Genomic DNA, 25,518 nt, shown 5'->3' with positions numbered 1-25,518 from the left:
TGTGTCTTCGTGAGCGTTGAAGAAGCCGGAGACGACGCCAGTCATCAGCGCAACGAACTCCCCGGATGCGACGGATACCCGCTTGGCATCCGCGAGACCTCAACTCAACGGGAATCGTTCAAGATTGAATACCAGAGCACCGTTGCCCGGCCCCGCCGACGATCAACCGACGTCGGACAGCACAGCCGCCACACCGGAATACGTCTACCTCGGGCGGCAGCCGATTCTGGACCGCAGCGGAGTATTGAACGCATTCGAACTGCTGTTCCGCTCCGGGGCAGCCAATCGCGCCCGAATCACGGATGACGCTGCCGCCACCGCGCAGGTCATCGAGAGACTCATCGGCGATATTGGCCTCAACGCTGCACTGGGCGATCGCACCGGCTATGTGAACGTCGACCGGACGGTGCTGATGTCCGACATCGTCCGGTTGTTGCCGCGCGAACGCTTCGTACTCGAAATCCTCGAAACCGTGACGTTCGACGAGGCGCTCTGCAGGCGCTGTAACGAACTGCGGCGCGCGGGCTACCGGCTCGCGCTGGATGACGTTTCTCGGGTTTGCCCGCGCCTGCTCGAGTTTCTGCCTTACGTCGATATCGTCAAGATCGATTTTCTCGAATGCCCGCACGAACACCTTGCCGAACTGATCGACGCCGTCAGGCAGCACGGCAAGGTTTCGATCGCCGAGAAAGTCGAAACGCCGGAGGACCATGCTGCCGCCATGCGCGCCGGCTTCGACCTGTTTCAGGGCTACTACTTTGCGAAGCCGCAGGTGCTGACATCGCGGCGCATCACGCCATCGCGCGACGCGCTGCTGCGCCTGCTCGTGCTTCTGGGCGGCGAACCGGAGATTGTGGAACTCGAAGCCGAACTCAAGCGGATCCCGAACCTCGTCATTCAACTGCTGATGCTGCTCAATTCGAGCGCGGTCGGGCTTAGCCAGGCAGTTTCATCGCTGCGTGAGGCGATCATGCTGGTCGGCACGCGGCAAATCACGCGCTGGGCACAGTTGCTCCTGTTTGCAGACGAACGTCTGGACGCGTTGCGCTCCGATCCGCTGGCGCAGCTGTGCGGCACGCGTGCGCGATTCATGGAACTTGCCGCCGGCCGGCTGCGGCCCGACGACGATCGGTTTGCCGAGACCGCGTTCATTGCGGGCGTGTTCTCGCTGGTTCATGTGCTGTTCGGCAGCACGATCGAGGACGTCGTGACTACGCTGCCGATTCACGCCGATATCCGGCGGGCACTGCTCGAACGGCATGGCGAGCTGGGTCTGCTATTGAACGCCAGCGAGGCAGCCGAATCGGGGGAGTTCAACGCAATCCGCGCAGCGTGCAATGGATTGCCGAGCTTCGCCCCCAACGACCTGACCATGCTCTGGCTTGCCGCCGCCGCCTGGTACGACGATCAGGTGCGTGGGCTACCCGCACACCGCCCGCAGCGAGCCTCGCAATAAGGGGGGCGATGGCCGCGCCGTCGGCCTCACCCTGCCCGTAGCCGCTCGACTTGCCGCCGCGCAAACCGGATGTCGTCGCGGCACTCAACTCTTGTCCGAATCTGCCGTTAACTCAGGGCGGCTGCCCCTGAGAGGGCGGTGCTCCGGCATGTGGATTCGCCGGACAAGGGGGCGTCGACCGTGGTCTCGGGGCCAAAGTGCCGCGCGCGTCGCCACGACGCCTCAAGCGATGGGTCAATTCCCCGTTTGCGAGTTCGATGAGTACGCAACCATTCGAGGCAAGTGAGATCGTATCTTGCCAGCCGCCGCAGGCGAGCCCGAAGGTTGCCGGATCGACGTGCGCCGGCGAGGATTTTTCGTCTTGGTTAGAGAATGTATCCGAACAGCTACGATGTTCCGATTGCGCGCCTCGTTGCGCGTCAGATTCTGTCCTGCGCGCCCGCCACGCCGGTGCGGGAGGTCGCGCGACGCATGTTCGCCGAACGTTGCAGCTCGATCGTCGTGATGCAGGATGAACAGGTCGTCGGGATCTGGACCGAGCATGATGCACTGTCGGCCGGCGACAGTTCGCGCGAACTCGATAGGCCGGTCAGCGAGGTGATGAGCCATCCGGTGCTGACGCTCGAGGCCGATATGCCGCTGGGTGAAGCCGCGATGAAGTTCAAGCAGTCGGGCGTGCGGCACTTCGTGGTGGTCCGGGATGGCGCCGCGATCGGCGTGCTGACGCAGACCGACGTCGTGGTGAACCAGGGGCCGGAATTTTTCCTGCACCTGAAGCCGATCGAATCGATCTGCGTCCATCCGCCCGTTGTGGTGCCCGAGCAGGCCGCACTGCACGAAGTCATCGCGCGGATGCGCGCGCAACGGCTCGATGCGATCCTCGTCGGCTACGACGACGGCGAGCACGGCATCCTGACCGAACGGGACATCGTCCGGCTCCTGGCGGACGGCGGGGCCCAAGGCGCGGTCGGGGCCTACGCGAGCAAGCCGCTGCAGATGCTGACCGCCAAGCAGAGCCTGTATGCGGCGCAGCGCTTCATGACCGAGCACAATATGCGGCATGTCGGCATCCAGGACGACGATGGCAGGCTGACCGGGCTGCTCTGTTTCGCGGACGTGCTGCAGAGCATCGAGCACGAATACGCGAACGAGCTGCGCAGCGCCTTGCGCGAGCGCGACGAAGCGCTGGGTCTCGCACGCTTCAACCTGCGCATGGCGGATCGGGTGTTCGAATCGGCACTCGAAGGCATCATGGTGACCGACCGGCACGCGAGGATCGAGCGCGTCAACCAGGCCTTCACGCGCCTGACCGGGTACACCGAGGACGAAGTGATCGGGCGCAACCCGGGCCTGCTGAGTTCCGGGCGCCAGACGCCCGATTTCTACAAGCAGCTGTGGCATTCGCTGACGACCGATGGCCACTGGCAAGGCGAAATCTGGAATCGCCGCAAGACCGGCGAGCTGTTTCTCGAATACCTGACGATCACCAGCATTCGCGACAGCGAGGGCGAGATCTCTCACTACGCGGCGATCTTTTCCGACATCACGCAGCGGCGCCAGGCGGAGGAGCGGCTGGGCTATCTCGCCACGCACGACGTGCTCACCAATCTCGCGAACCGGATGCTGTTCGAGGAGCGGCTCTCGCACGCGATCGTCCACGCGAAGCGGCTCGGTCGCAAGGTCGCGGTGATGTACCTCGATCTCGACCGCTTCAAGCTGGTCAACGATACGCTCGGCCACAACGCCGGCGACGAGGTGCTGAAGATGGTCGCGGAGCGCATCGTCGCGAAAGTGCGCGCGAACGACACGGTGGCGCGCATGGGCGGCGACGAATTCGCGCTCGTGCTCGAGGAGGTCGACGATGTCCGCGACGTCGGGCGAGTGGCGCGCAAGCTGCTGGACGAAGTGGGACGGGCGATCGATATCGGCGATCGCGAGATCTTCGTGACGCCGAGCATTGGCATCAGCATCTATCCGGACGACGGCACCGAGGCGGAGGACTTGATCCTGCTCGCGGACCAGGCGATGTACGGCGCGAAGAGCCGCGGCAGGAACGTGTTCCAGTTCTTCGAGAGCAAGATGACGTCGTCGGCGATCGAGCAGCTGGAGACGCTCGGCGAGTTGCACCGCGCGCTCGAGCAGAATGAATTCCGCCTGTTCTACCAGCCGCAATACGATCTGGCCAGCGGCCGGATCGTCGGCGTGGAGGCACTGCTGCGCTGGTTGCATCCACGCAGGGGCCTGGTGCCGCCGGGCGACTTCATCGGGCTGGCGGAGCGGTCCGCGCTGATCGTCCCGATCGGCAGGTGGGTGCTGCACGAAGCCTGCCGGCAGGCGCGCCGCTGGCTCGACGAGGGCTTCGAGTTCGGGCGTGTGTCGGTGAACGTGTCGGCACGGCAGTGCTTTACCGATCACTTCCTCAGCGACCTGACGACCATTCTCAGCGAAACCGCATTGCCGGCCGAATACCTGCAGCTCGAGTTGCTCGAAAGCATGGCGATGAACACCCGCGAGGAAATCGGCATCCTGCTGCGCGAACTCGCGACGCGGGGGATCAGCCTGGCGATCGACGATTTCGGTACGGGTTATTCGTCGCTGGTGTATCTGAAGGATCTGCCCGTCGATACGCTGAAGATCGATCAGTCGTTCCTCGCGGACTGCGGTTCGGGCAGCACGGACGATGCGATCGTGCGCGCAATCGTTGCGATGGGGTGCGCGCTGGGGCTCGATGTCGTGATGGAGGGCGTCGAGACGGCGAAACAGCTGGCCTTCCTGCAGGAGATCGGTTGCCACCAGGGGCAGGGCTTCCTGTTCGCGCGGCCGCAGCCCGCCGACCAGCTGGTCGGCATCTCGTCGCGCCGCGGCGCTGAATTGCTGGCGGAGTGAGCCGGTCGCGGGGCGCGCCGCGGCGCGTTCACGCGCCGGCGGGTCGACTGACGCATGCGGCGCGGACCGGCTGCCGCGCGGCACGTAGCCGGTCGAAGTCGTTACCGTTCCAATGACGCTTCAGCGGGCGGATGAGGGGCAAATGACGATTTGCCGTCATTTCCGCCTGCATGACACGATTTGAGGGATTTCCGTAAAATACGCCTTCTCAGGGTATTCGGCTAACGACTCCGTCATGCATCGAATCGGGTTTTTTGTTTGCAGCGGCCACGACGCGCTCGATCTTGGCGGGCCACTGTCGGCTTTTAATCAGGTGGCCGGAGCCGCTGGCCATACTCCGTACGATCTTCATGTCATCTCGCAGTCTGGAGGCCCGGTACGTGGTAATACCGGCCTTTCGATCGAGACCGAGCCGGTCGGAAGGCGCATGTTCGACACCGTCGTTTTCGTGGGCGGTGATATCGGCCCGATGCAGACACCGGAGAACATCGCCGCTGCCAGGAAATTGTGCGCCAGGGCGTCGCGGGTGGCGAGCGTGTGTACCGGAGCGTTTCTGCTTGCGGAAACCGGCTTGCTGGACGGCTTGAGAGCAACCACGCACTGGCGATACGCTGCGCTGTTGCAGTCCCGCTTCCCTCGCGCCCGGGTCGAGGGCGATAGCATCTATATCGTAGACGGCCGCATCTGGACGTCGGCGGGCATTGCCTCCGGAATTGACCTGGCGCTCGGCTTGATCGAAAGAGATATGGGTGCGGACGTCGCGCGCGCTGTTTCCAGGCTGCTGGTCGTTCCGTACCGTCGGCCGGGCGGGCAGTCCCAATTCTCCGCCATGTCGCAAATGGAGCCTGAATCGGATCGTATCCGCATCGCCCTGAACTTCGCGAGAGAACATCTGGCCGAAGCGCTACCGGTGGAACGACTCGCCGATGCGGCAAGATTGAGCCCGAGGCAGTTCGGACGAGCGTTTCGTCGGGAAACCGGGGAAACGCCCGCCAAGGCGGTCGAACGTTTGCGCGTCGAAGCTGCGAGGCTGCGCCTGCAGGACGGTAGTGAGCCCATCGAACAAATTGCTCTGGCCGTGGGATTCACTGATCCGGAACGCATGCGGCGGGCCTTTATCAAACTGTATGGCCACCCTCCGCAGGCGATCCGGCGCGAGAGCAGATTGAACAGTGCGCGCTGATCGAGCGCCGGGCTATTGGCGCTCGCGGTACGTGACTGCCTGGATCGCGGGGCGCTCAACGGCCATCGGGTTTCCGGGCGGCGTAATCATTCCAGATGTCGCGATGCAATTTCCACGCGCCGCCCTCCTTCAGAAAGAGGAGGATCTGCTTGCCGCGGTATTTGAGGTTTCCAGCAGGGTCACGGATTTCCGCATCCGAAACCTCCGTCACGGTCCGGTCGTTACCGTAGAACTCGTAATTGCTGAACGATACGGTGTCGGGTTTTGCCGCGGCATACCCGTTGGCGAAGTGCGCGGCAATCGCGCTGCCCCCCGTCACCCTGTCGCCGCCGGGCGGCAGGAGTGCGCCGTCTTTCGTATATAGACGGCCTATCGCGTCATAGTCCCCTCGCGCAAAGGCATCCGCCCATCGCGCGTTCTCGGCTTTGATGGCCGCTTCGGTTTGAGGCTGCGGGCCGCCGGCAATGGCTGGCGCTGCAAACGCGAAACAGGAAAAGCAGGCTGCAAGGGCTGCAGTAAAACGACGAATCTGTTGCATTTCAGGATTTCCGATCAGGGTTTGAATCGAAGGGGCTGCGCGAGCTTGGGCAGGTGAGGCAAGCGATGTCGGCCGCGGCTTCATCGAAACGCGTGCAAGTCCCACCGACATTGGCTGCGGGCATCTCAGCGAACGCCCGGGATGCGTGCGAGCCCCCTGGATGCACCAGGCAGTTCCTTGTCGACCATCGCGACGAGTTCCGGCCGTGCGTCTCTGGGATGACCGGAACGGAACGGCGGAGCGGGATCGTATTCGATCACGAGTTGCGTGAATTCGGCGGCCTGCCGACCGCGCAGCTTCTCTGCGACGCGAAGGGCGAAATCGATGCCCGCCGTCACGCCGCCGCCGCTCATGAAGCGGCCGTTGTCGTCTTCCACGAACCGGTCCGGCACGGGGATCGCGCCATATTCGGACAGCTTGTTGACGAAGGCCCAATGGCAGGCGCTTCGCTTGCCCTTGAGAATGCCCGTCGCAGCGAGCACCAGCGATCCGTTGCAAACCGACGTGACGTGTTTGGCGCTTTCCGCCAAACGCCGGATCTGCGCTTGATACTCGGGCCGCATCGGCGCCGTCAAATCGGAGCCGCCGGGCACCAGGATCAGGTCGGTCTTTTCGATATCGGCCAGTCGTTCGGTCTTGCCATACACGACTCCGAATTCGAGAGTCACGTTGCCCCCATTGAGGCTCGCATAGCGAACGTTCGTATTCGGTAAGCGGTGGAAAATTTCGCTGGGGCCGGCGAAGTCGAGAAGCGTCCCGCCGTCGTAATTGACAATCAAGATGTTGAGCGGGGCATCCGGAGCAAGTTCTCCGTTGCTGGCTGCCTGCGCAAGAGCAGGCGTGGTGTGGCCAAGCAGGGCTCCGCCACCCAGCACGGCGCCCAGCGTGGCGATGCTGCCGAACTTGAGCATATCGCGGCGCGAGCGACCTGCTCCGGTGAGTGCCTTTTCGTTGGCATTGTTATCGTTGCTGTCGGTCAAGATCAATTCTCCTTGCGCTTCGGCCCCTCCGTGCTCAACAGGCGTGGGCCGGACTGAAAACCACCACGACAGGCATGCGGGTGGACGTGTGATCAAGGTGTGGATGAGCCGGAAGAACGTGCCGGGCTCTTGAATCGGAACGCGCAGGCTTAAAGCTGCGAGGCGCCGCCATCGACAATCAGTTCGCTGCCGACAACGTAGGAGGATTCGTCGCTGGCGAGATAGAGCGCCGCGTAGGCAATGTCCTCTGGCTTTCCCAGATGGCCTACCGGGATGGTCTTCGCGAACTCGCTCTTGAAGTTGCGGACATCCTCGTCCGACATCCCCCACTTGCCGAGCAGGGGCGTGTCCGTGCCGCCAGGCGCGATCGCGTTGAACCGAATCTTGCGATCGAGAAACTCGTAGGACCAGCTACGGGCAAGCGATCGCACGGCGGCCTTCGCCGCCGCAGTCAACGAGATGCCATGCTTGCCGGTCTGGGCGACGAACGATGTGTTGAGGATGACTGAGGAACCCTCTCGCAAGTCCGGCAGCACCGCTTGAAGCGTGAACACCACGCCCTTGACGTTGATGTCCATGATCTCGTTGTAGAGATGGTCGTCGATGTCGTTGACCGCGGACGGGAAAGCCCAACCGGCGTTGGCGAACACGACATCCAGCCCGCCGAACCGCTCCTTTACCTCGGCGGCAATCGCTCGCATGTCGTCGATCGAACGGACATCGCCCTTGAGAACCAACGCATTCTCGCCAAGCTCGGCCTTCACGCGCTCGAACACTGCATCATCGCGACCGGTAACCGCAACTCGGGCGCCTTCCGCAATGAAAAGCCTGGCGGTCGCGAGACCGATGCCGCTGGTACCGCCCGTAATCAAAGCTGACTTGTTCTTAAGCCTCATCTTCCGTTCCTTTCTTTGCTCGAGATTGATCAAACCGGACGCACAAGCCGCAATCGCGTTTGTGTTCGTGTTCCGGCTCGATTCCTGAGCAAATTATGGAATCTGAATTGGATGGCTCAAAGGTCGTATAACCCTCAAAACGCGTCATGCAATTCAACTTGCTGACGAACCCGCGTTGGGGTCTACTGGCTGCCGCGCGCGACAATGTCGGGCAGCGCGTTCGACGCCGCCGCTGCGAAAAGCGGCGCGTTCAATGAAGCGCCTTAAGAAACCGGGCGCCCTGGCGGCGATGGCGATGGGGTTGGGCAGTGGCACGACGATCATGTCGGCGCGGCGCCCGATACCCGCCACGATGTCGCGCACGACCTGCTCGCGCGGAATCATCTTGAAGGTCGCGCAAGGTTCAGGCCCGAGCGTTAGAACCGGCAGCGAGCCGCTGACGCCACGCAATCCGGCCGACAACAATCGATAGTGTCGCCACGACAAGTGGCGCCACCCCATGTCCGTATTCGCCGTGGACCGTGACGGTTGCCAGCGCAGCCAGCATCACGGTGCAGCCGAGCGCCGCGCCCCACAGCCGCGTCGGTGCTCGTGCCAGCAGAACGGCGGTCATGAGTTCCAGCGAACCCGTCACGAAATGGAACCAGTGCGGATATCCCCACTTCAAGTATTCCTCAACGATAGATTGCGGGGCGACGATGTTGCCGAGCGATCCCACGACGAAAAAGGCGGCAAGAACCAAAGGCAATACCTGGCGCCAGGAAATCCTGGACATTCGTTCTACCTTCCCTGACGAGGGCGCTGCCGAGGGCCAGTGTGGCCGCGTGGCCGGACGAGCCGGCCGATCTCCGCTGTTCATGCCGTAGCGGCGTTGCGGGCCGCCGCAAAGACATCGCGAGGGGACGTCGTGCCCGCGACGTGCTCCGTACCCGCGACGCCGAGGTCCATCCAGCCTGCGTTGACGGCATCGAACATCGCTTCGGCCGATCCGGTCCGGCCCTTCGGGATGCCGAACTGTTCGAACGTGGCGGGCCACCCGGCCCGCGGGATGGCAAAGGCCTTGACGTCGCGCTGCAAGACTTCGCCCAGCTGGGCCGCGATTTCATCCGCGCTGACCATCGAGCCAAGCTCTACGACGCGATGCCCGGACCACGCCGGCCCGGTCAGCAGCGTCGCTACCTCGGCGCCGACATCGTCGGTCGCGACCATGGTCGATTTCCGACTCGTCGGGTTGTAGTAGACGGGTAGCGTGCCGCCCTGGGCGACGTGCAGGCCGTAAAGGAAGTTTTCGAAAAACCCGCCGGCTCGCACATGGGCGATCGGCAACGTCAGGTTGCGCAGTCCTTGCTCCAGAAGCGACAGGGCCGTGATCATTCCCAGCCCGCTGGTTCGGTTCGCCCCCATCGACGACAGCACGACTACCCGCGGCGGTGGCGCCCCGGTCAGCGCGTCGACATAGTTCGCGATCACGCTCTTTGCTTCGCTGAAATCAGGCGAGGGTGCCCAGACAGCCGGCAGCATGACGAATGCACCTTCGACCCCTTCGAGCGCCCTCCCTACGGCGGCCGCATCATTCCAGTCGCCGTCGATCAGTTCCACACCTCGATCTGCCCAATTCGTCGCCTTCTCGCGATTGCGGACCAGCGCCCGCACTTCCCTGCCTTGCGCCAGCAGATGTCGGGCTGTTGCGCCGCCTACGCGTCCTGTAATGCCCATGACTAAGAACATGTGTTTCTCCTGAAATTGATATTGCCCTTGAACGCCGACATTTCTGCGGCTGGGGCTGCGGCCGGGGTGACTGGTACGGAAGGCCGCCGGGAACGGGGTTTGACATCGGAACCCCCCTCAGGAGCGGTCTTTGGTTGAGGGCAGGTCTATCATAGAGACCTATGCCTCGCGCCGGAAGGAGGCACTTTTTTGTTACCAGAAGAGTTAAAGGGAACCCGAATGAGCACCGCCCGGAATGCGATCGAGAGATTCAGCCGATATCAACGCCAAGTGAGCGACGCCCAGCCCGCACACTGCGCGGTTCGCGACGTGCTCGACCGCATCGGCGACAAATGGAGCATGCTCATGATCATGGAACTCGCGACGCGATCGCAGCGCTTCAGTGAGCTTCACCGAGCCATCCCGGACATTTCCAAGCGCATGCTGACCCAGACGCTCCGCGATCTGGAGCGCGACGGCCTCATCACCCGCCATGTTTTTCCCACCAGCCCGCCAAGCGTCGAATATCGTCTGGCCCCGCTAGGCCAATCCCTGTTGGACCCGATGGCGGCCCTCATCGATTGGGCCGATCGTCGTTATCCCGACATCCATGCCGCGCGCGTCCGCTTTGACGGCGCATCCGGTGACGTCCCGCGCTAGATGCCCGGCCCGATGCGATGGGTGGTGGCGAAAGCCTGAAGCGGCCAGCTGATGTCCTGCTTTGCAGATGGTGCGGAAGGACGTATCACGCGCGCGACGGCCCATGCGTGCCGCGTGTCACCGGCCTGCAGTAGTATCGGTGGCGTCCCGTGTCAGGCTTCCCGAATCGAGAGCGACCCATGCAGACCGAAGCGTCGACCCGCATTCTTCGTCAGATTCCGCGCAGCGTCTGGGTGCTGGGCTGCGTCAGCCTGTTGATGGACGTATCGTCGGAAATCATCCACAGCCTGTTGCCGATGTTCCTGATGGCGGGGCTCGGCGCGAGCGCGACCACGATCGGCGTCATCGAGGGGATCGCCGAGGCGACGGCGCCGGTCGTCAAGGTGTTCTCCGGCACGTTGAGCGACTATCTGCGCAATCGCAAGTGGCTGGCGGTCGCCGGATACGGGCTCGGCGCGCTCAGCAAGCCGCTGTTCGCCATCGCGCCGACGATCGGCGTCGTGGTGACGGCGCGGATCGTCGACCGGATCGGCAAGGGAATCCGCGGCGCGCCGCGCGATGCGCTCGTGGCCGACGTCACGCCGGTCCACCTGCGCGGCGCCGCGTACGGGCTGCGACAGGCGCTCGACACGGTGGGTGCGTTTCTCGGGCCGCTGCTGGCCGTCGCCATCATGCTGATGTGGAGCGACGACTTCCGCCTCGCATTCTGGCTGGCCGTGATCCCGGGCATGCTGGCCGTGGCGCTGCTCGCGTTCGGTATCGAGGAGCCGGCGCGCGCGCCGGGCGACAAGCGCATCAACCCGATCCGCCGCGACGTCGTGAAGCAACTCGGCGCGCGCTACTGGTGGGTCGTCGCCGTCGGCGCCGTGTTCGCGCTGGCCCGCTTCAGCGAGGCTTTCCTGGTGCTGCGCGCGATGGGCGGCGGCGTACCCGTCGCGCTCGTTCCGCTGGTGATGGTGGCGATGAACATCGTGTACGCGCTGTCGGCCTACCCGTTCGGCAAGCTCGCCGACACGACGAGCCACACGAAGCTGATGGTGGCCGGACTCGTGATGCTGATTGCAGCCGATCTCGTGCTCGCGCACGGCACGCACTGGGGAACCGTACTCGTCGGCGTGGCGCTGTGGGGGCTCCATATGGGGATGACACAAGGGTTGCTCGCCACGATGGTCGCGCAAGCCGCGCCGTCCGAATTGAGAGGCACGGCGTTCGGCGTTTTCAATCTGCTCAGCGGCGTCGCGACGCTCGTATCGAGTGTCGTCGCCGGCATGCTGTGGGACAGGGCGGGCGCCGCGGCCACGTTCTACGCGGGGGCGGTGTTCAGCGCGGCGACCATCGTGCTGCTCGTCCGCTTGCGCGGATCGTTCGGCACCGGGCAGGCCCGGTGATCGCGAGCCGGCAGCGAACGGCCAAACTAACTATCGGTGCCGCGCGGAAAGTAAAGCGCGAACGTCGTGCATCCGTCGCGGCTCACGACCTCGACCTTGCCGCGATGCAGTTCCATGATCGACTTGACGATCGCGAGCCCGAGCCCCGCGTTCCGCGCCGCACCGTGCCGCGACGAATCGATGCGATAGAAGCGCTCGAAGATCCGGTCGACCTGTTCCGGCGGAATCGCCGCGCCGCGATTCGTGACCTCGACGACCGCGTAGCCGGCTTGCGCGGACACGGCCAGCTCGATCGTCGACGCGGCTTCCGCGTGTTCGAGCGCGTTCGACGCGAGGTTGCTGACCGCGCGCCGGAACAGCGTCGCGTCCGCGACGACCGGCGCCTCGCCATGCACGTCGATGCGCACGCCGGCCTCGTCGGCCAGCGCCTGGAAATACGACGCGAGCCGGCGCAGTTCACTGCCCGCGTCGAGTTCGGCGGTTTTCAGGTGCTGCCGCGCGTTGTCGGTGCGCGCGAGAAACAGCATGTTCTCGATCATCCGCTGCAGCCGTTCGCATTCCTCGATATTCGAATCGATCAGCGCTTCGTATTCTTCGGTCGTGCGTGCGCGCGACAGCGTGATCTGCGACGAGCTGATCATGTTGGCGAGCGGCGTGCGCATGTCGTGCGCGAGATCGGACGAGAACTGCGACAGCCGCACGAATGCGCGTTCGAGGCGGTCGAGCATCCGGTTGACCGACGTCGCGAGCTCGCGCAGCTCGACGGGGCCGCCGCGCGCGTCGAGGCGAGCGTTCAGGTTGTGCGCCTCGATGCTCGACGTCTGCCGGCCGAGGCTCTCGACCGGGCGCAGGCCGCGCGATGCGACCGCGTAGCCGAGCGCGCCGACCAGCAGCGCGCCGACGGCCGCCGCGAGCCAGATGTCGACGCGATAGCTTTCGAGCAGCGACTGGCGATCGGTCGCCGTGCGTGCGAGCGCGACCTGGATCGCCTCGCCGGACGGCAGCGTGGCGCGTGCATACACGCAGCGCGACGTGCCGATGCCGGGCGGCGAGCAGGTGAACGGGCCGCCGGTTCCACCGGTCCCGCTGGCCGGGTGCGGCGCCGCGATCACCGAGGCCAGCGTGTTGCCGGCTTCGTCGGTGTGCTCGACGAGCGGGCGGTTCTGCCCGTCGTAGATGCCGAGATAGACGCCCGGATGCGACAGCAGCACCTCGTGGAACACGGCCGGATCGTCGCGCAGCGCGGCCGTCGATCCGCTCGCGTGCGCGAGCTGCAGGAACTGGTTGAGCTTGCCGGAGATCTCGATGTCGTCGCGCCGCGTCAGTTCGGCGGACAGCGAGCGATAGAGGTACGCACCGGTCAGCGCGAACACGAGCGCGGCGACGACGGCGAACGCGAGCGTCAGGCGCCGCAGCAGCGAATACGAAGCCGGGCTCGCTGTCACGAGCGATCCTCGAGCACGTAACCCATGCCGCGGATCGTGTGGATCAGCTTCTTGTCGTACGCGTTGTCGATCTTCGCGCGCAGCCGCTTGATCGCCGCATCGACGACGTTCGTGTCGCTGTCGAAATTCATGTCCCAGATCTGCGACGTGATGAAGGTGCGCGTCAGCACCTCGCCCTCGCGTTCCGCGAGCAGTTGCAGCAGCGCGAACTCCTGCGCGGTCAGGTCGATGCGGTTGTCGGCGCGCCGCACGCGGCGCTTGATCAGGTCGATTTCGAGATCGGCCACATGCAGGATGTCGCGCACGTTGCGCGGCGCGCGTCGCAGCAGCGAGCGGATGCGCGCGAGGAATTCGGCATACGCGAACGGCTTGAGCAGGTAGTCGTCGGCGCCCAGTTCGAGGCCGGCGACCTTGTCCTCGATCGCCTCGCGGGCCGTGAGCAGCAGCACGGGCGTCTGCTTTTGCGCGCGCAGCCGCCGAAGCACCTCGAAGCCGTCCATTTCCGGCAGCATCACGTCGAGCACGACGAGATCGAAATCCTCGTGCAGCGCGAGGAACAGCCCGTCCTTGCCGTTCTCCGCGATGTCGACCGTGTAGCTCGCCTCCATCAGCCCCTTCCGGAGGTACGACGCCATCTTGGGTTCGTCTTCGACTATCAGTATCCGCATGGTGAGGCAGGCTGTCCGTGATTCCAGCCGGTCAGTGTAACGCCAGAGCATAGGGTGCCGCGCGTGCGCGAAAGATGACCGCGGGATGACGGATTTTTCATGAAGTGCTTACTCGCCGCTTCCCCCGCGTTTCATGAAAATCTGGTCATGTTTCGACCATGTCGTCGTCACCGCGGCGGCGATAAGCTGCAGCCGTCTTGTCTCCGGAGCGCGCCGTCGCGGCGCTGCGCCGGCCCATCCGGTCGTTGCTTGCCTGATTCCGTTTCCATGTCGTACTGGCGCAAATTCATCCTCGTCGTGCTGCTGGCGCTGAGCCTGCCGATCCAGTCGTTCGCGACCGTGTCGATGCAGTGCGCGGGCGCTGCCGTGCCGCATGCGGAAGCGGCGTCGCACACGATGCCGGTCGCGCAGGGCAGCCACGCCGAACACGACAGCCGCGACAGCCACGCAAGTCATGCGCCGTCGTGCGCCGCCTGCGTGTCCTGCTGCTTCGGCACGGGCATGTCGGGCGAACCCGCGGTGCCGGCTGCGGCGGACGCCAGCATCGCGAGCGCGTCGTATCCGCCCGCGGCCGTCGTCGTGTCGTTCCTGACCGGCGGCATCGAGCGGCCGCCTCGCCGAATTCCCGTCTAGTCCCTGCCCGCGGCCGACCGGCCGCGCTCCGCAATCCACGCCGGCGGCCGTACGCGGTCCGCCGGACGACTCACGACGAGACTTGTTCATGCGATTGATCACTGCGGCGCTGTTGAGCGCGGCGGCCCTCATGCCGTCGCTCGCGCCTGCGCAAACCCCGTTTCCCGATCCGGCGGACGCCTCCGCGACGGTGCCGGACGTCACCGTGACGTCCGCGTTCGACGGCTACCGGCCGTATCGGGACGACGAAGGCCCGGGCTGGAAGCAGCTGAACCGGGACGTGATGGAACGGCCCGCGAAGGGGCGCACGACCGGCGCCGCGAAGCCCGGCACCCCGGCGGGCGACGGCGGCGCCCATTCGATGCACGGAGGGGCGGCGCAATGAAGCACCTGGCGATATCGCCGCGGATCGGCGCGGCCGCAATCGTGCTGGCGTTCCTCGCGGGCTGCACGACGTTTTCGAAAGATGGCGGCTTCGACGCCGTGTCGTCCACCGCGTCGGAACGGATCGGGAAAGACGCCGTCGTCGTCCGCACCGATGCCGACCGCGAAGCCGTCGACAAGCGGACCCGGGAACTGCTCGCGAAGCCGCTGTCGATGGACGACGCGGTGCAGGTCGCGCTGCTGAACAACCGTGGCCTGCAGGCGTCGTATGCGGAGCTCGGGCTGTCGGAAGCCGACCTCGTGCAGGCCGGCCGGCTGCCGAACCCGCGCTTCTCGTTCAGCCGCACGCGCGCCGGCGACGGCGAGCTGAGCCTCGGCCGCACGTTCTCGGCGAACGTGTTCGCGCTGCTGACGATGCCGCTCGCGACGAATATCGAACGCCGCCGTTTCGAGCAGACCAAGCTCGAAACGGCCGATGCGATGCTGAAGGTCGCGGCCGACGCGCGCCGTGCGTATGTCGAGGCCGTCGCCGCCGAGCAGGCCGCGAACTACGCGCAGCAGGTGCGCGACGCGGCGAGCGCGGCCGCCGAACTCGCGCAGCGCATGCGGCAGGCCGGCAACTTCAGCCGGCTCGATTACGCACGCGAACAGGCGTTCCATGCCGACGCGGTCGCGCAGCATGCGAAGGCGCGCCAGCAGGCCGTGGCCGCGCGCGAGAAGCTCACGCGCGCGATGGGCTTGTGGGGCGAGCGCACGCAGTACGCGCTGCCCGACCGTTTGCCCGACCTGCCGAAAGCGCGCCCGGACCTGCCCGATCTCGAACGCTTCGCGATGAGCAACCGCCTCGATATCCAGGCCGCGAAGCTGCAGACGCAAGGTGTCGCGTCGTCGCTCGGCCTCAGCAAGGCCACGCGCTTCGTCAATGCGGTCGATCTCGGCTACGTGAACAACTACGAGACCGGCAAGGGTCACGAGCACGGTTACGAGATCAGCGTCGAGATTCCGTTGTTCGACTGGGGCGGCGCGAAGGTCGCGCGGGCCGAGGCCGTCTACATGCAATCGGCGAACCGGCTCGCGAAGACGGCCATCGATGCGCGCTCCGAAGTGCGCGAATCGTACGCGTCGTACGTGACGAGCTACGACGTCGCGAAGCACTATCGCGACGAAGTCGTGCCGCTGCGCAAGACGATCTCGGACGAGCTGCTGCTGCGCTACAACGGGATGCTCGCGAGCGTGTTCGAGCTGCTGACCGATGCGCGCGAGCAGGTCGGCGCGGTGAACGGCTACATCGATTCGCTGAAGGATTACTGGCTCGCCGAAACCGATCTGCAGATGGCCGTCGGCGGCCGGCTGCCGACTGCGGGCCCCGCGCCGCGCGCGGCGGCTTCCGCCGAACCCGAACCCGAACCCCGAACCGACGCTGCGTCGCAGCCGGCTTCCTCACCCGCGGCGCAACCTGCGCCCGCAACGCATCCTGAAGGTCATTGACATGGTGTCCCGTCGACAATTTCTCAGCGGCTCGGGCGCCGCGCTGCTGGGCGCCGCGATGGTCAGCAAGGCCGGCGCCGCGTCGCTGCCCGAAGCGCCCACGATGGCGAAAACCGCCACGCAGCCGCCGCTCGTGCCGCCGAACGGCCGCCCGTACACGCCCGTCGCGACGCTGAACGGCTGGACGCTGCCGTGGCGGATGAAGAACGGCTGGAAGGAATTCCACCTGACGGCCGAGCCCGTCGTGCGCGAGATGGCGCCCGGCATGAACGCGAACCTGTGGGGCTACAACGGCCAGTCGCCGGGCCCGACGATCGAGGCCGTCGAAGGCGACAAGGTCCGCATCTTCGTGACCAACCGGCTGCCCGAGCACACGACGATCCACTGGCACGGGCTGCGGCTGCCGAACGGGATGGATGGCGTCGGCGGCCTCACGCAGCCGCATATCCCGCCCGGCAAGACCTTCGTCTACGAGTTCCAGCTCGAATCGCACGGCACGTTCATGTATCACCCGCACGCCGACGAGATGGTGCAGATGGCGATGGGGATGATGGGCATGTTCATCGTGCACCCGAAGGATCGCGGCACGATGCCGGTCGATCGCGACTTCGTGTTCCTGCTCGCCGCGTACGACATCGATCCGGGCAGCTACACGCCGCGCGTGAACGAGATGACGGACTTCAACATGTGGACCTTCAACTCGCGCGTGTTCCCGGGCGTCGATCCGCTGCCGGTGCGCGCGGGCGACCGCGTGCGGATTCGTTTCGGCAACCTGACGATGACGAACCATCCGATCCACCTGCACGGCTACAGCTTCGAAGTCGCGGGCACCGACGGCGGCTGGATTCCGCCGGCGGCGCGCTGGCCGGAAGTGACGACCGATGTCGCGGTGGGCCAGATGCGCGCGATCGAGTTCACCGCCGATCGCCCGGGCGACTGGGCGTTCCATTGCCACAAGTCGCATCACACGATGAATGCGATGGGCCACCAGGTGCCGAACCTGATCGGCGTGCCGCAGAAGGATCTCGCGAAAAAGATCGGCAAGCTCGTGCCGGACTACATGGCGATGGGCAGCACGGGCGGTGCGATGGGCAACATGGAGATGCCGCTGCCCGACAACACGCTGCCGATGATGACGGGCACGGGCCCGTTCGGGCCGCTGGAGATGGGCGGCATGTTCACGGTGCTCAAGGTGCGGCAGGGGCTCGGCCGCAACGACTATCGCGACCCGGGCTGGTTCCGGCATCCGAAGGGCACCGTCGCATACGAATACACCGGCGAATTACCGGACGGCTGAGCAGTAGTAGCAGCACGCGGCGGCCGTGCCGATGCGGCCGCCGGTTTCGATTCACTCACTCGGGAGCAAGCATGATGAAGAAGGGACTGGTTTCGATTGCAATGGGTTGCGCGCTGGCGTTTTCCGCCGCGTCGTACGCGGCCGGCGACATGGCCGGCATGAACATGAGCGGCGGCGCGATGCAGGGCGCCGACGCGAAGCACGGAATGTCGCACGGCGAGATCCGCAAGGTCGACACGGTCGCGGGCAGGCTGACGATCAAGCACGGCCCGCTGGACAACCTCGGGATGGACGCGATGACGATGGTGTTCAAGGTGAAGGACCCTGCGATGCTGTCGCAGGTGAAGGTGGGCGACAAGGTCGACTTCGTCGCCGAGGACGTGGGCGGCGCGCTGACCGTCGTCGAGCTGAAGAAGCCGTGACGCAGGGCATGAACATGAAGATCACGACTCTCACGCGGCTGGCCGCCTTCGCCGCGGTCGGCGCGATTCTCGCGGCCGCGCCGGTCGCGGCATCGGCGCACGGCAAGCTGGAAAGCGCCGCGCCCGCGACAGGCAGCACGGTCGACACGGCGCCCGATACGTTGCGGCTTACGTTCAACGAAGACCTCGAACCGACGTTCAGTTCGGTGAAGGTGTCGGACGCGAACGGCAACGCCGTCACGCAGGAAAAGGCGAAGGTCGATGCGTCGAACCCGCGCGTGATGACCGTCGCGATGCCGAAGCTCGCGCCGGGCGCGTACACGGTGCAGTGGGCGGCGATGACGGCCGACGCGCATCGCACCAAGGGCACCTATACGTTCAAGGTGAAAGGGTGAACGACGGCTTCATCGGCCTGCTGCGGCTCGTATCGGTGGCGATCCAGAACGCCGGGTTCGCGGTGATCGTCGGCACGCTGCTCGGCAGCCACTGGCTCGCGCGCGGCGCGTCGGCGTGGCAGCACGGCATCGGGCGGCGTCTCGTCGCGACGCTGCGCATCGCGTCGGTCGTGTCGCTGCTCGCGAGCATCACGGCGTTCTGGGCGCACTGCGCGCTGATGAGCGAAGTGTCGATGCTCGACGCAGGGCCGTCCGTCCGCGCGATGCTCGTGGGTACCGGCTTCGGCCATGCGTGGCTGGCCGGCGCCGTGTTCATGGTTGTCGTCGTGCTGCTGTCGTTCGTCAGGCATGCGAACGACACGCGTTTTCCGTTCGCGATGTGGGCCGCGCTCGCATGCGTCGCGCTCGCACGCAGCAACGGCGGCCATCCGGTCGACGCGGGGCTGTTCAGCGTGCCGGTGTGGGTCGACTGGCTGCATCTGCTGGCGATCAGCGCGTGGGTCGGGCTCGTGCTCGTGACGGCGTTCGGCGTGATGCCGCGACTCGTTGGCATGCCCGCGGGCGAACGTGCGACCGGCGCGTCGTTCGTGCAGTCGCTTTCCGATGCGTCGACCTATGCGTTGATCGTGCTGTTCGCGACCGGCGCGTACAACGGATGGCGCGGTGTCGATACGCCCGCCAACCTGCTCGCGTCGACGTACGGGCAGATCCTGCTGCTGAAGTTCGCGCTGGTGCTGACCGCGGCGGCGCTCGGCGGACACAACCGGTTCTTCGGGATGCCGAAGCTGCTGGCCGCGCTGAAGGACCCGGCCGCCGCGATGCCGGCCGGCCTGTTGCGACGGTTCGGCGCCGTGTTGCGAATCGAGGCGGTCGTGCTGGCCGGCGTGCTGATGGTGGCGGCCGTGCTCGTGTCGAGTGCGTTGCCGGGGACGATTTAGCGCGGTGGTGCGTTGCCGAAGGTCACGCAGGGGAATCGTCGCGCGCACGGCGGATATTTGTCGGACGATTCCCCGCTTTTTCTCGCGTGATCGTGCGGCCGGTTGCGATCGCAGCGTGATGTCGAAAATTACATCGGCCTGTCTGTCTATTACTAAAAACTGTCATTGAGCGCCGCTAAGCTTTCGCCACCCTCACAACCGGGATTCCCCGTCATGCGCTCGACAATCCGCCTGTTTGCCCCGCTATTGCTTCTGCCCACGCTCGCCGCCCCGGCGATCGCCGCCACTGGCGCTCCCGTCAGCGCGAACTGCGGCGGCAGTGCGACGCCGATCGCCGATATCCAGGGCCCGGGCGCGCCGTCGCCGCTCGCCGGCCAGAACGTGTCGATCGAAGCCGTCGTCACCGCCGATTTCGGCGGCACCGACGGCTTCGGCGGCTTCTTCGTCCAGCAGGCCGACGCGCAGCGCCGCAACCAGCCGGGCGTGTCCGAAGGCCTGTTCGTCTATGCGCCGAAAGTGCGTGCGAAGGCCGGCGATCTCGTGCACGTGACGGGCAAGGTCGAGGAGAAATACGGGCAGACGCAGCTCACGCAGTCGGGTGCGATCGCGGTGTGCGCGAACGGCCAGACCGTCACGCCCGCGACGCTCACGCTGCCGGTCGACAGCCCGAACGCGTTCGCCGCGTATGAAGGGATGCTCGTGCGCCTGCCGCAGACGCTGAACGTCACCGACAACTACGAGCTCGGCCGCTACGGCAGCGTGTTGCTCAGCAACGGCCGCCTGCGCACGCCGACGAGCGTCGTGCCGCCCGCGCAGGCGCAGACGCAGATCGATGCGAACGCACGCAACCGGCTGGTCCTCGACGACGGCTCGAACAAGCAGAACCCCGCGACCGTGCCGTATCCGGCGCCGGGCCTGTCGGCCGCGAACACGCTGCGCGCGGGCTACACGGTGCGCGACGTCGAAGGCGTGCTCGAAGTGCGTTACGGCGCATGGCGCGTGCAGCCGCTGCCCGGCGCGGCCGTGCCGGCATTCGACGCGCGCACGAATCCGCGCACCAACGCGCCCGCGCGCGACCCGAAATCGAACCTGCGCGTCGCGTCGTTCAACGTCCTCAACTACTTCAACGGCAACGGTCTCGGCGGCGGCTTCGACGATCCGAACAACCGCGGCGCGAAGAACTACCAGGAATTCCAGCGCCAGGAAGCGAAGATCGTCAGCGCGCTGAAGGCGCTCGACGCCGACGTGATCGGCCTGATGGAAATCCAGAACAACGGCTACGGCGAACTGAGCGCGGTGCGCCAGCTCGCGGCGAAGCTCGGCAACACCTGGCGCGTCGTCGATCCGGGCACGTCGCGCCTCGGCGGCGACGCGATCGCGGTCGCGATGATCTACGACAGCCGCAAGGTCGAACCGGTCGGCCGCGCGGCCACGCTCGCGATCGACGACAAGAACCGCCAGCCGCTCGCGCAGTCGTTCCGCCGCATCGGCGGCAAGCAGGCGCTGACGGTCGCGGTGAACCACCTGAAGTCGAAGAACTGCCCGGACGCGGCGAACGACGATCTCGACCAAGGCGACGGTCAGGGCTGCTGGAACCCGACGCGCACGCGTGCGGCGGCGAAGGTCGCCGACTGGCTCGCCGGCACGCCGACCGGTGTCGCGGGCCAGGGCGTGCTGCTGATCGGCGACTTCAACAGCTACACGCATGAAGACCCGATCCGTGCGCTCGAATCGCGCGGCTACCGCAACCTCGTCGCGCGCTGGATCGGCGCGAACGCATACAGCTACGTGTACAACGGCGAAGCCGGTTATCTGGACCACGCGCTCGCGACGCTGCCGCTCGCGTCGCACGTGAAGGCCGTGCACGAATGGCACATCAACGCGGACGAGCCGCTCGCGCTGCAATACACGATGGCGTACAAGTCGGCCGAGCAGCAGAAGACGTACTACGCGCCGGATGCGTATCGGTCGTCGGATCACGATCCGGTGCTGATCGATATCGCGCTGCCGGGCGGCGGGCGTTGATCGCGGGTTGAGTGTTCGTGACGGGCGACGTGCGGCAGTGCCGCACGGTGTTGCGCGGGCGGCCGCGTGTGTATCGCGCGCCGCTCGCACTGCGGAAAATCCGGCCTGATATCGGGTAAATAATTCCGCCGTGGCCGATGGGAATTAGCAAAATCGGTATTTTGTGGATGGCGAGGTATGCATAAGCCGCCACGATTAAATAAAGGGTGAATCGAATCGCGTATCCATACCGCTGCACTGCTTTAATCGATTGAGGATAATAAAAATGAAAGAAAAACCCTGTCGATATGAAGGCTTTTGAGGTGCTGCATCAATACAGCAAAGGCTTCTACGTTGTGCGAGAAAAGTAAAATATTCGACGAAGCATTGCCGATAAAGCGCACCTTGCACGAATAATCCCGTTTTCTTTCAAATGCCAGACACTGGCCGGCCTTCGCATCATTACGGGATTTTTAATATCGGAATGATCTTTGACAACGCGGCGCAGCACCGCCTATTTTGTCGATGTCGTAAATTTCGGTAATCAGAAAAGAAGTCCAAACTGCAGGGGGCGGTTCACGCACGATTCTCGCCGGCAGTTTGCTGTGTCTGTATCACGTTCAGTCTCTTGAAGCAGTCCGATCCCAACCGCCTTTTGCGCGAGTGGCGGGTGTTGCTGCGCGTCTCGCCGGCGAAGGCGGCCTTTGTGAAGCGGTATTCGAACCCAGCACAAGGATAGAGATGAAACCAGACAGGAGCTGTACCGGCAGCCGCCAAGGTCGCCGTGGTCGTCACGGCCGGTTGGCCGGGCTAGGCGCATTGACCGTCATGACACTGGCGCTCGCGGCATGCGGCGGCGACGATTCGTCGTCCGTCGGCGCGTCGAGCCTCGCGCAGGCGACCGCCAGCCAGCAGGCCAGCGCGCAAGCGGCCGCCAGCCAGGCGCCGGCGGCCAACCAGCCTTACGTCGATCAGGTCGCGTATTCGATGAATGCGACCGACGGCCTCGCCGCCGCGCAGGTGTCCGAGAAAGCGGCGGTCATGCATTACCAGTGGAAGTCCGGCGGCACGACCATCAACTACACGACCACCACCGGCCACCTGACCGCGCAGGACGCGAACGGCAATGCGGAAGCGTCGATGTCGTATGTCGCGTACACCGCGCCGAGCACGAACGGGAAGCCGCGCCCCGTCACGTTCGTGTATAACGGCGGCCCCGGCTCGTCGTCGATCTGGCTGCGCCTCGGCTCGTTCGCGCCGACCCGCGTCGCCACGCCCGATCCGCTGTTCGGCAGCAACTGGCCGAACTATCCGCTCGTCGACAATGCGGAAAGCCTGATCGACACCACCGATCTCGTGTTCATCGACCCGCCGGGAACCGGCCTGTCGGAAGCCGTGTTGCCGAACACCAACCAGAAGTACTGGGGTTCCGATGCGGACGTGAACATCATGCGCGACTTCATCCAGCGCTACCTGAACGTCAACAGCCGCAGCACGTCGCCGATCTACCTGTACGGCGAATCGTACGGCACGCCGCGTACCGACATGCTGGCGCTTGCGCTCGAATCGGCCGGCGTGCACCTGACGGGCATCGTGCTGCAGTCGGCGATCCTGAACTACTTCGCGGATGCGGTGGAAGCGGTGGCGATCACGCAGTCGACGGAAGGGCTGCTGCTCGAAACCGATACGGTGGCCGGCTACCTGCCCGGTTATGCGGCGGTCGCGGCGTACTTCAACCAGGTATCGCCGGCGCCGGTGAACCAGGCTTTGTACGCACTGCAGACGGAACTGTTCACGACGCTGATCTACAACCAGTTGCAGAAGTATTCGCAGTCGTGGGTGTTGAGCCAGCTCGGCATTCCGGATGCGCTCGGCACGCCGGTGTTCCCTAGCGATGCGACGCTCCAGCTGTGGTCGATCCCGTCGAGCCTGACGCAACAGGCGCTGCGCGGCTACTTCAACGCGAACCCGTTCGGCACGAGCCTGCTGCCCGGAACGACGGTCGGCCGGTATGACGGACGCGTGTCGCTGCCGAACTCCGATCCGCGGCTGCAGAACGACGGCGACCCGTCCGACATCCTGATCTCGCAGCCGTTCACGAACGCGCTCGCGACGCAGATGCCGGACTACCTCGGCTATACCGCGCCGAACGCGACCTACCTGCCGCTGAACGACAACATCATCGGCGTATGGGACTTCTCGCACGACGGCCAGCCGATGCCCGACACGATCCCCGATCTGCTCGGTGCGCTGCAGCTCAACCCGAAGCTTCGCGTGCTCGCGGAGAATGGCTTCCACGATCTCGCGACGCCGTTCTTCAACACCGAGAAGCAACTCGCGCGGCTGCAGACGGTGAAGGGCCTGAATCCGAAGCTACAGGTGAACTTCTTCCAGGGCGGTCACATGACTTACCTGGACGATGTCGCGCGTCCGCAGATGAAGCGTGACCTGACGACGTTCTATCGCGGCAAGCGGATTCCGACGGCGCTGACGCTGCATACGCTTCCGCCGCCGTGGCCGGACGAGAACCCGCCCAGCGTGCCGACCGGCAGCGTCCCGGGCGCGACGGCCGCGACGACGCTGGCGGCGGCGCCTTGAGCGACGGACTCCTTGTCAAAGGAACCCTCTATTCATCCATTGAATGCGAGTGATCATGTCCCTAATCAAATTGATTCGGCGTATGTCTGCGTTGATCGTCCTCGGTGCCGTGGTGAGCAGCGCCTACGCATTGCCGCCGCAGGCGGTGGCGCCGGTGAAGCTGCCGCATGGCGGGCGCGGTGTCGACGGTCCGTTCTTTCCTGCCACGCGTGCGGCGCCGGTGTTGCCGTCGACCGGCACGACGCTGCAGCAGCAGGCGCAGCGGCGCGTCGACGCGAGGCTCGGCGCCAATACGGTGCTGAGCAACGGCGCGGCCGTGACGAAGGCGCAGGCGCAGAGCAGCGGGCTCGGTTTCGTGTCGAAGCATTTCGACGAGATCGATGCGAAGCACACGGGCCGCGTGACGATGAGCGACGTACGGCAATTCATCCAGCAGCGGCAGGTGCAGGCGCAGCAGGAACAGCAGGACGAGTGATGGCGTGAGCAGGACGGCGGCCGGTGTGGGGTCCGGCATCGGCCGCCGAACCGCGAAAGGCTTTCAGATGGCCCGGCGCGCCGCATAGCGCCTGGCCGTGGCCGACGGCAACTCGCCGAACATCGCGCGATAGTCCTGCGCGAAACTGCTCAGGTGCCAGAAGCCCCATTTGGTTGCGGCAGACGTCACGGATTCGCCGAGCCGAAGCTCGCGGCGCGCGTGATTCAGTCGAACGGCCCGCAGATACGCAATCGGGTTCAGGTTGAGCGCGTCGTGGAACGCATACTGCGCGGTGCGCCGGCTGATGCCGAGCTGCACGCACAGTTCGGCGATCGACAGCGGGCAGGTCGATGCGTCCTGAAGCCGCTCCTGCACCGCGTTGACCAGCGACCAGTATTTCGTCGGGCGTGCGGCTTGCGCGCCGGCCTCCGGCGCGGCCGCCGTCAACACTTCCGAGATCGCATACAGGACGGTGCGCTCCAGCAGCTCGATCCGGTCCTGCGTCGTCACGTCTTCGACGGAGGTGCTTTTCGCCGCGGCGGCCAGCGTTCGGCGCAGCAGATCGCGAAGATGGTCCGCGACATAGGTGGGCATCGGGATCAGCGGCGCGAGCGTGCGCGCGCGCAGCGACGCGGCGACCGTGCGCATCGCCTGCGTCGACAGCTTGTCGGGCTCGATCTCGACATTCACGAGCACGTGCCGGTCGGGCGAGTAGAACTCGAATTCCGGCAGGCTCGAGAACACGTGCAGGCTGTCGCGCCCGCTTTTCTCGCCGCACATGCGCGCATGCCCTTCCAGTTCCAGCGGCACGGCCACGGCGATCCGGTCCGACGGCACCGCGCCCCGCTGCAGGATGACCTTGTCGAGGTCCTCGACCAGCAGCTTGATGCCGCCCAGCGACACGATCGACGACGAGCCATGAAACAGGCCGCCCGAGATCTGCGTGTAATTCAGGTTCCAGCCTTCGAACGACCGCGCCTGTTCCTCCACGTCGGTGAACGCGCAGAACGCGACCGTTCGCGCGAACAACGGGGCGCCAGAGAAATCGCTCGGGTGGGCAGACGGCGTCATCGGGGG

General features: G+C 65.4%; 24 protein-coding genes. 15 read left to right on the top strand and 9 right to left on the bottom strand.

All coding sequences use genetic code 11. From position 1 onward, the window contains the following. Positions 1 to 142: 142 nt before the first annotated feature. The 3 genes from GD429_RS27705 (at position 143) to GD429_RS27695 (ending at position 5,525) form a co-directional block, all read left to right on the top strand. Positions 143 to 1,456, top strand: a complete 1,314-nt coding sequence (locus GD429_RS27705; RefSeq protein WP_152861725.1) for an EAL and HDOD domain-containing protein — start codon at positions 143 to 145, stop codon at positions 1,454 to 1,456. Positions 1,457 to 1,828: 372 nt separating this feature from the next. Further along, on the top strand, positions 1,829 to 4,342 hold the full coding sequence (locus tag GD429_RS27700) for an EAL domain-containing protein (protein WP_152861723.1): 2,514 nt from the start codon (positions 1,829 to 1,831) through the stop codon (positions 4,340 to 4,342). 235 nt (positions 4,343 to 4,577) lie between these two features. Then, positions 4,578 to 5,525, top strand: a complete 948-nt coding sequence (locus GD429_RS27695; protein WP_152861721.1) for a GlxA family transcriptional regulator — start codon at positions 4,578 to 4,580, stop codon at positions 5,523 to 5,525. Between the two features lie 55 nt (positions 5,526 to 5,580). Here GD429_RS27695 and GD429_RS27690 read toward each other — a convergent pair whose 3' ends face one another. The 6 genes from GD429_RS27690 to GD429_RS27665 form a co-directional block, all read right to left on the bottom strand. Next, entirely contained in the window at positions 5,581 to 6,063 is a 483-nt protein-coding gene (locus GD429_RS27690; protein WP_152861719.1) for a YybH family protein, read from the bottom strand. Positions 6,064 to 6,188: 125 nt separating this feature from the next. Beyond that, positions 6,189 to 7,043: a DJ-1/PfpI family protein gene (locus tag GD429_RS27685; RefSeq protein WP_152861717.1), complete on the bottom strand. Its 855-nt coding sequence runs from the start codon at positions 7,041 to 7,043 to the stop codon at positions 6,189 to 6,191. A gap of 149 nt (positions 7,044 to 7,192) precedes the next feature. Further along, positions 7,193 to 7,939 (bottom strand): SDR family oxidoreductase, encoded by a 747-nt coding sequence (locus GD429_RS27680; protein ID WP_152861715.1) that lies wholly within the window; start codon positions 7,937 to 7,939, stop codon positions 7,193 to 7,195. A 153-nt stretch (positions 7,940 to 8,092) separates the two neighbouring features. Next, positions 8,093 to 8,323 carry a hypothetical protein gene (locus GD429_RS27675; RefSeq protein WP_227791769.1) on the bottom strand — a complete coding sequence of 77 codons (231 nt, stop codon included), beginning with the start codon at positions 8,321 to 8,323 and terminating at the stop codon, positions 8,093 to 8,095. 19 nt (positions 8,324 to 8,342) lie between these two features. Beyond that, positions 8,343 to 8,714 (bottom strand): DoxX family protein, encoded by a 372-nt coding sequence (locus GD429_RS27670; protein WP_152861712.1) that lies wholly within the window; start codon positions 8,712 to 8,714, stop codon positions 8,343 to 8,345. A gap of 80 nt (positions 8,715 to 8,794) precedes the next feature. Further along, a complete protein-coding gene (locus GD429_RS27665; RefSeq protein ID WP_152861710.1) occupies positions 8,795 to 9,667 on the bottom strand; it encodes an NmrA family NAD(P)-binding protein in 873 nt (290 codons plus the stop codon). Positions 9,668 to 9,886: 219 nt separating this feature from the next. Here GD429_RS27665 and GD429_RS27660 point away from each other — a divergent pair, with 219 nt between their 5' ends. Together GD429_RS27660 and GD429_RS27655 are read left to right on the top strand one after the other, a co-directional pair. Then, on the top strand, positions 9,887 to 10,306 hold the full coding sequence (locus tag GD429_RS27660) for a winged helix-turn-helix transcriptional regulator (RefSeq protein ID WP_152861708.1): 420 nt from the start codon (positions 9,887 to 9,889) through the stop codon (positions 10,304 to 10,306). Positions 10,307 to 10,485: 179 nt separating this feature from the next. Beyond that, positions 10,486 to 11,694, top strand: a complete 1,209-nt coding sequence (locus GD429_RS27655; RefSeq protein WP_152861706.1) for an MFS transporter — start codon at positions 10,486 to 10,488, stop codon at positions 11,692 to 11,694. 26 nt (positions 11,695 to 11,720) lie between these two features. Here GD429_RS27655 and GD429_RS27650 read toward each other — a convergent pair whose 3' ends face one another. Further along, positions 11,721 to 13,139: a heavy metal sensor histidine kinase gene (locus GD429_RS27650; RefSeq protein WP_321574911.1), complete on the bottom strand. Its 1,419-nt coding sequence runs from the start codon at positions 13,137 to 13,139 to the stop codon at positions 11,721 to 11,723. Beyond that, positions 13,136 to 13,807, bottom strand: coding sequence for a heavy metal response regulator transcription factor (locus GD429_RS27645; protein WP_152861704.1), 672 nt, complete (start codon positions 13,805 to 13,807; stop codon positions 13,136 to 13,138). The genes GD429_RS27650 and GD429_RS27645 overlap by 4 nt, the downstream gene beginning before the upstream one ends. 267 nt (positions 13,808 to 14,074) lie before the next feature. Between GD429_RS27645 and GD429_RS27640 the strand changes: the two genes are divergently transcribed. The 10 genes from GD429_RS27640 to GD429_RS27585 all read left to right on the top strand — a co-directional run bounded on the left by GD429_RS27640 (position 14,075) and on the right by GD429_RS27585 (position 24,441). Continuing rightward, complete coding sequence (locus GD429_RS27640) at positions 14,075 to 14,440, top strand: hypothetical protein (protein ID WP_152861702.1); 366 nt, start codon at positions 14,075 to 14,077, stop codon at positions 14,438 to 14,440. Between the two features lie 88 nt (positions 14,441 to 14,528). After that, positions 14,529 to 14,825: a hypothetical protein gene (locus tag GD429_RS27635; RefSeq protein WP_152861700.1), complete on the top strand. Its 297-nt coding sequence runs from the start codon at positions 14,529 to 14,531 to the stop codon at positions 14,823 to 14,825. Next, entirely contained in the window at positions 14,822 to 16,312 is a 1,491-nt protein-coding gene (locus GD429_RS27630; RefSeq protein ID WP_152861698.1) for a TolC family protein, read from the top strand. Before GD429_RS27635 ends, GD429_RS27630 begins: the two co-directional genes overlap by 4 nt. A 1-nt stretch (position 16,313) precedes the next feature. Then, entirely contained in the window at positions 16,314 to 17,609 is a 1,296-nt protein-coding gene (locus GD429_RS27625) for a multicopper oxidase family protein (RefSeq protein WP_152861696.1), read from the top strand. A 74-nt stretch (positions 17,610 to 17,683) separates the two neighbouring features. Next, positions 17,684 to 18,031: a copper-binding protein gene (locus tag GD429_RS27620; RefSeq protein ID WP_152861822.1), complete on the top strand. Its 348-nt coding sequence runs from the start codon at positions 17,684 to 17,686 to the stop codon at positions 18,029 to 18,031. Between the two features lie 14 nt (positions 18,032 to 18,045). Continuing rightward, positions 18,046 to 18,426 (top strand): copper homeostasis periplasmic binding protein CopC, encoded by a 381-nt coding sequence (gene copC, locus GD429_RS27615; RefSeq protein WP_152861694.1) that lies wholly within the window; start codon positions 18,046 to 18,048, stop codon positions 18,424 to 18,426. Continuing rightward, positions 18,423 to 19,364: a copper resistance D family protein gene (locus tag GD429_RS27610; protein WP_321574910.1), complete on the top strand. Its 942-nt coding sequence runs from the start codon at positions 18,423 to 18,425 to the stop codon at positions 19,362 to 19,364. The genes copC and GD429_RS27610 overlap by 4 nt, the downstream gene beginning before the upstream one ends. A 213-nt stretch (positions 19,365 to 19,577) precedes the next feature. After that, a complete protein-coding gene (locus GD429_RS27605; RefSeq protein WP_152861692.1) occupies positions 19,578 to 21,389 on the top strand; it encodes an ExeM/NucH family extracellular endonuclease in 1,812 nt (603 codons plus the stop codon). A 720-nt stretch (positions 21,390 to 22,109) separates the two neighbouring features. Next, on the top strand, positions 22,110 to 23,966 hold the full coding sequence (locus GD429_RS27590; protein WP_152861690.1) for a S10 family serine carboxypeptidase-like protein: 1,857 nt from the start codon (positions 22,110 to 22,112) through the stop codon (positions 23,964 to 23,966). Positions 23,967 to 24,048: 82 nt separating this feature from the next. Beyond that, positions 24,049 to 24,441, top strand: coding sequence for a 2-oxoglutarate dehydrogenase (locus GD429_RS27585; RefSeq protein ID WP_227791768.1), 393 nt, complete (start codon positions 24,049 to 24,051; stop codon positions 24,439 to 24,441). Between the two features lie 63 nt (positions 24,442 to 24,504). On the opposite strand, the gene GD429_RS27580 is transcribed toward GD429_RS27585, so the two are convergent. After that, positions 24,505 to 25,518, bottom strand: a 1,014-nt coding sequence (locus GD429_RS27580; RefSeq protein ID WP_227791767.1) for a helix-turn-helix domain-containing protein, incomplete at its 5' end; no start/stop codon positions are given.

This window comes from Burkholderia sp. BE17 (assembly GCF_009362305.1).
GTDB lineage: Bacteria > Pseudomonadota > Gammaproteobacteria > Burkholderiales > Burkholderiaceae > Burkholderia > Burkholderia pyrrocinia_C.
The sequence above is the reverse complement of the archived record's forward strand: the minus strand, read 5'-3'. Positions and strand labels throughout refer to the sequence as shown.

What these genes read in the sequence shown, in the direction of transcription:
- GD429_RS27695 (WP_152861721.1), top strand. Translation starts at nt 4,578, where the DNA reads ATGCATCGAATCGGGTTTTTTGTTTGCAGCGGCCACGACGCGCTCGAT.
- GD429_RS27690 (WP_152861719.1), bottom strand. Translation starts at nt 6,063, where the DNA reads ATGCAACAGATTCGTCGTTTTACTGCAGCCCTTGCAGCCTGCTTTTCC.
- copC (WP_152861694.1), top strand. Translation starts at nt 18,046, where the DNA reads ATGAAGATCACGACTCTCACGCGGCTGGCCGCCTTCGCCGCGGTCGGC.
- GD429_RS27635 (WP_152861700.1), top strand. Translation starts at nt 14,529, where the DNA reads ATGCGATTGATCACTGCGGCGCTGTTGAGCGCGGCGGCCCTCATGCCG.
- GD429_RS27700 (WP_152861723.1), top strand. Translation starts at nt 1,829, where the DNA reads ATGTATCCGAACAGCTACGATGTTCCGATTGCGCGCCTCGTTGCGCGT.
- GD429_RS27620 (WP_152861822.1), top strand. Translation starts at nt 17,684, where the DNA reads ATGAAGAAGGGACTGGTTTCGATTGCAATGGGTTGCGCGCTGGCGTTT.
- GD429_RS27605 (WP_152861692.1), top strand. Translation starts at nt 19,578, where the DNA reads ATGCGCTCGACAATCCGCCTGTTTGCCCCGCTATTGCTTCTGCCCACG.
- GD429_RS27630 (WP_152861698.1), top strand. Translation starts at nt 14,822, where the DNA reads ATGAAGCACCTGGCGATATCGCCGCGGATCGGCGCGGCCGCAATCGTG.
- GD429_RS27585 (WP_227791768.1), top strand. Translation starts at nt 24,049, where the DNA reads ATGTCTGCGTTGATCGTCCTCGGTGCCGTGGTGAGCAGCGCCTACGCA.
- GD429_RS27625 (WP_152861696.1), top strand. Translation starts at nt 16,314, where the DNA reads ATGGTGTCCCGTCGACAATTTCTCAGCGGCTCGGGCGCCGCGCTGCTG.
- GD429_RS27675 (WP_227791769.1), bottom strand. Translation starts at nt 8,323, where the DNA reads ATGATTCCGCGCGAGCAGGTCGTGCGCGACATCGTGGCGGGTATCGGG.
- GD429_RS27665 (WP_152861710.1), bottom strand. Translation starts at nt 9,667, where the DNA reads ATGTTCTTAGTCATGGGCATTACAGGACGCGTAGGCGGCGCAACAGCC.
- GD429_RS27680 (WP_152861715.1), bottom strand. Translation starts at nt 7,939, where the DNA reads ATGAGGCTTAAGAACAAGTCAGCTTTGATTACGGGCGGTACCAGCGGC.
- GD429_RS27645 (WP_152861704.1), bottom strand. Translation starts at nt 13,807, where the DNA reads ATGCGGATACTGATAGTCGAAGACGAACCCAAGATGGCGTCGTACCTC.
- GD429_RS27590 (WP_152861690.1), top strand. Translation starts at nt 22,110, where the DNA reads ATGAAACCAGACAGGAGCTGTACCGGCAGCCGCCAAGGTCGCCGTGGT.
- GD429_RS27660 (WP_152861708.1), top strand. Translation starts at nt 9,887, where the DNA reads ATGAGCACCGCCCGGAATGCGATCGAGAGATTCAGCCGATATCAACGC.
- GD429_RS27670 (WP_152861712.1), bottom strand. Translation starts at nt 8,714, where the DNA reads ATGTCCAGGATTTCCTGGCGCCAGGTATTGCCTTTGGTTCTTGCCGCC.
- GD429_RS27655 (WP_152861706.1), top strand. Translation starts at nt 10,486, where the DNA reads ATGCAGACCGAAGCGTCGACCCGCATTCTTCGTCAGATTCCGCGCAGC.
- GD429_RS27640 (WP_152861702.1), top strand. Translation starts at nt 14,075, where the DNA reads ATGTCGTACTGGCGCAAATTCATCCTCGTCGTGCTGCTGGCGCTGAGC.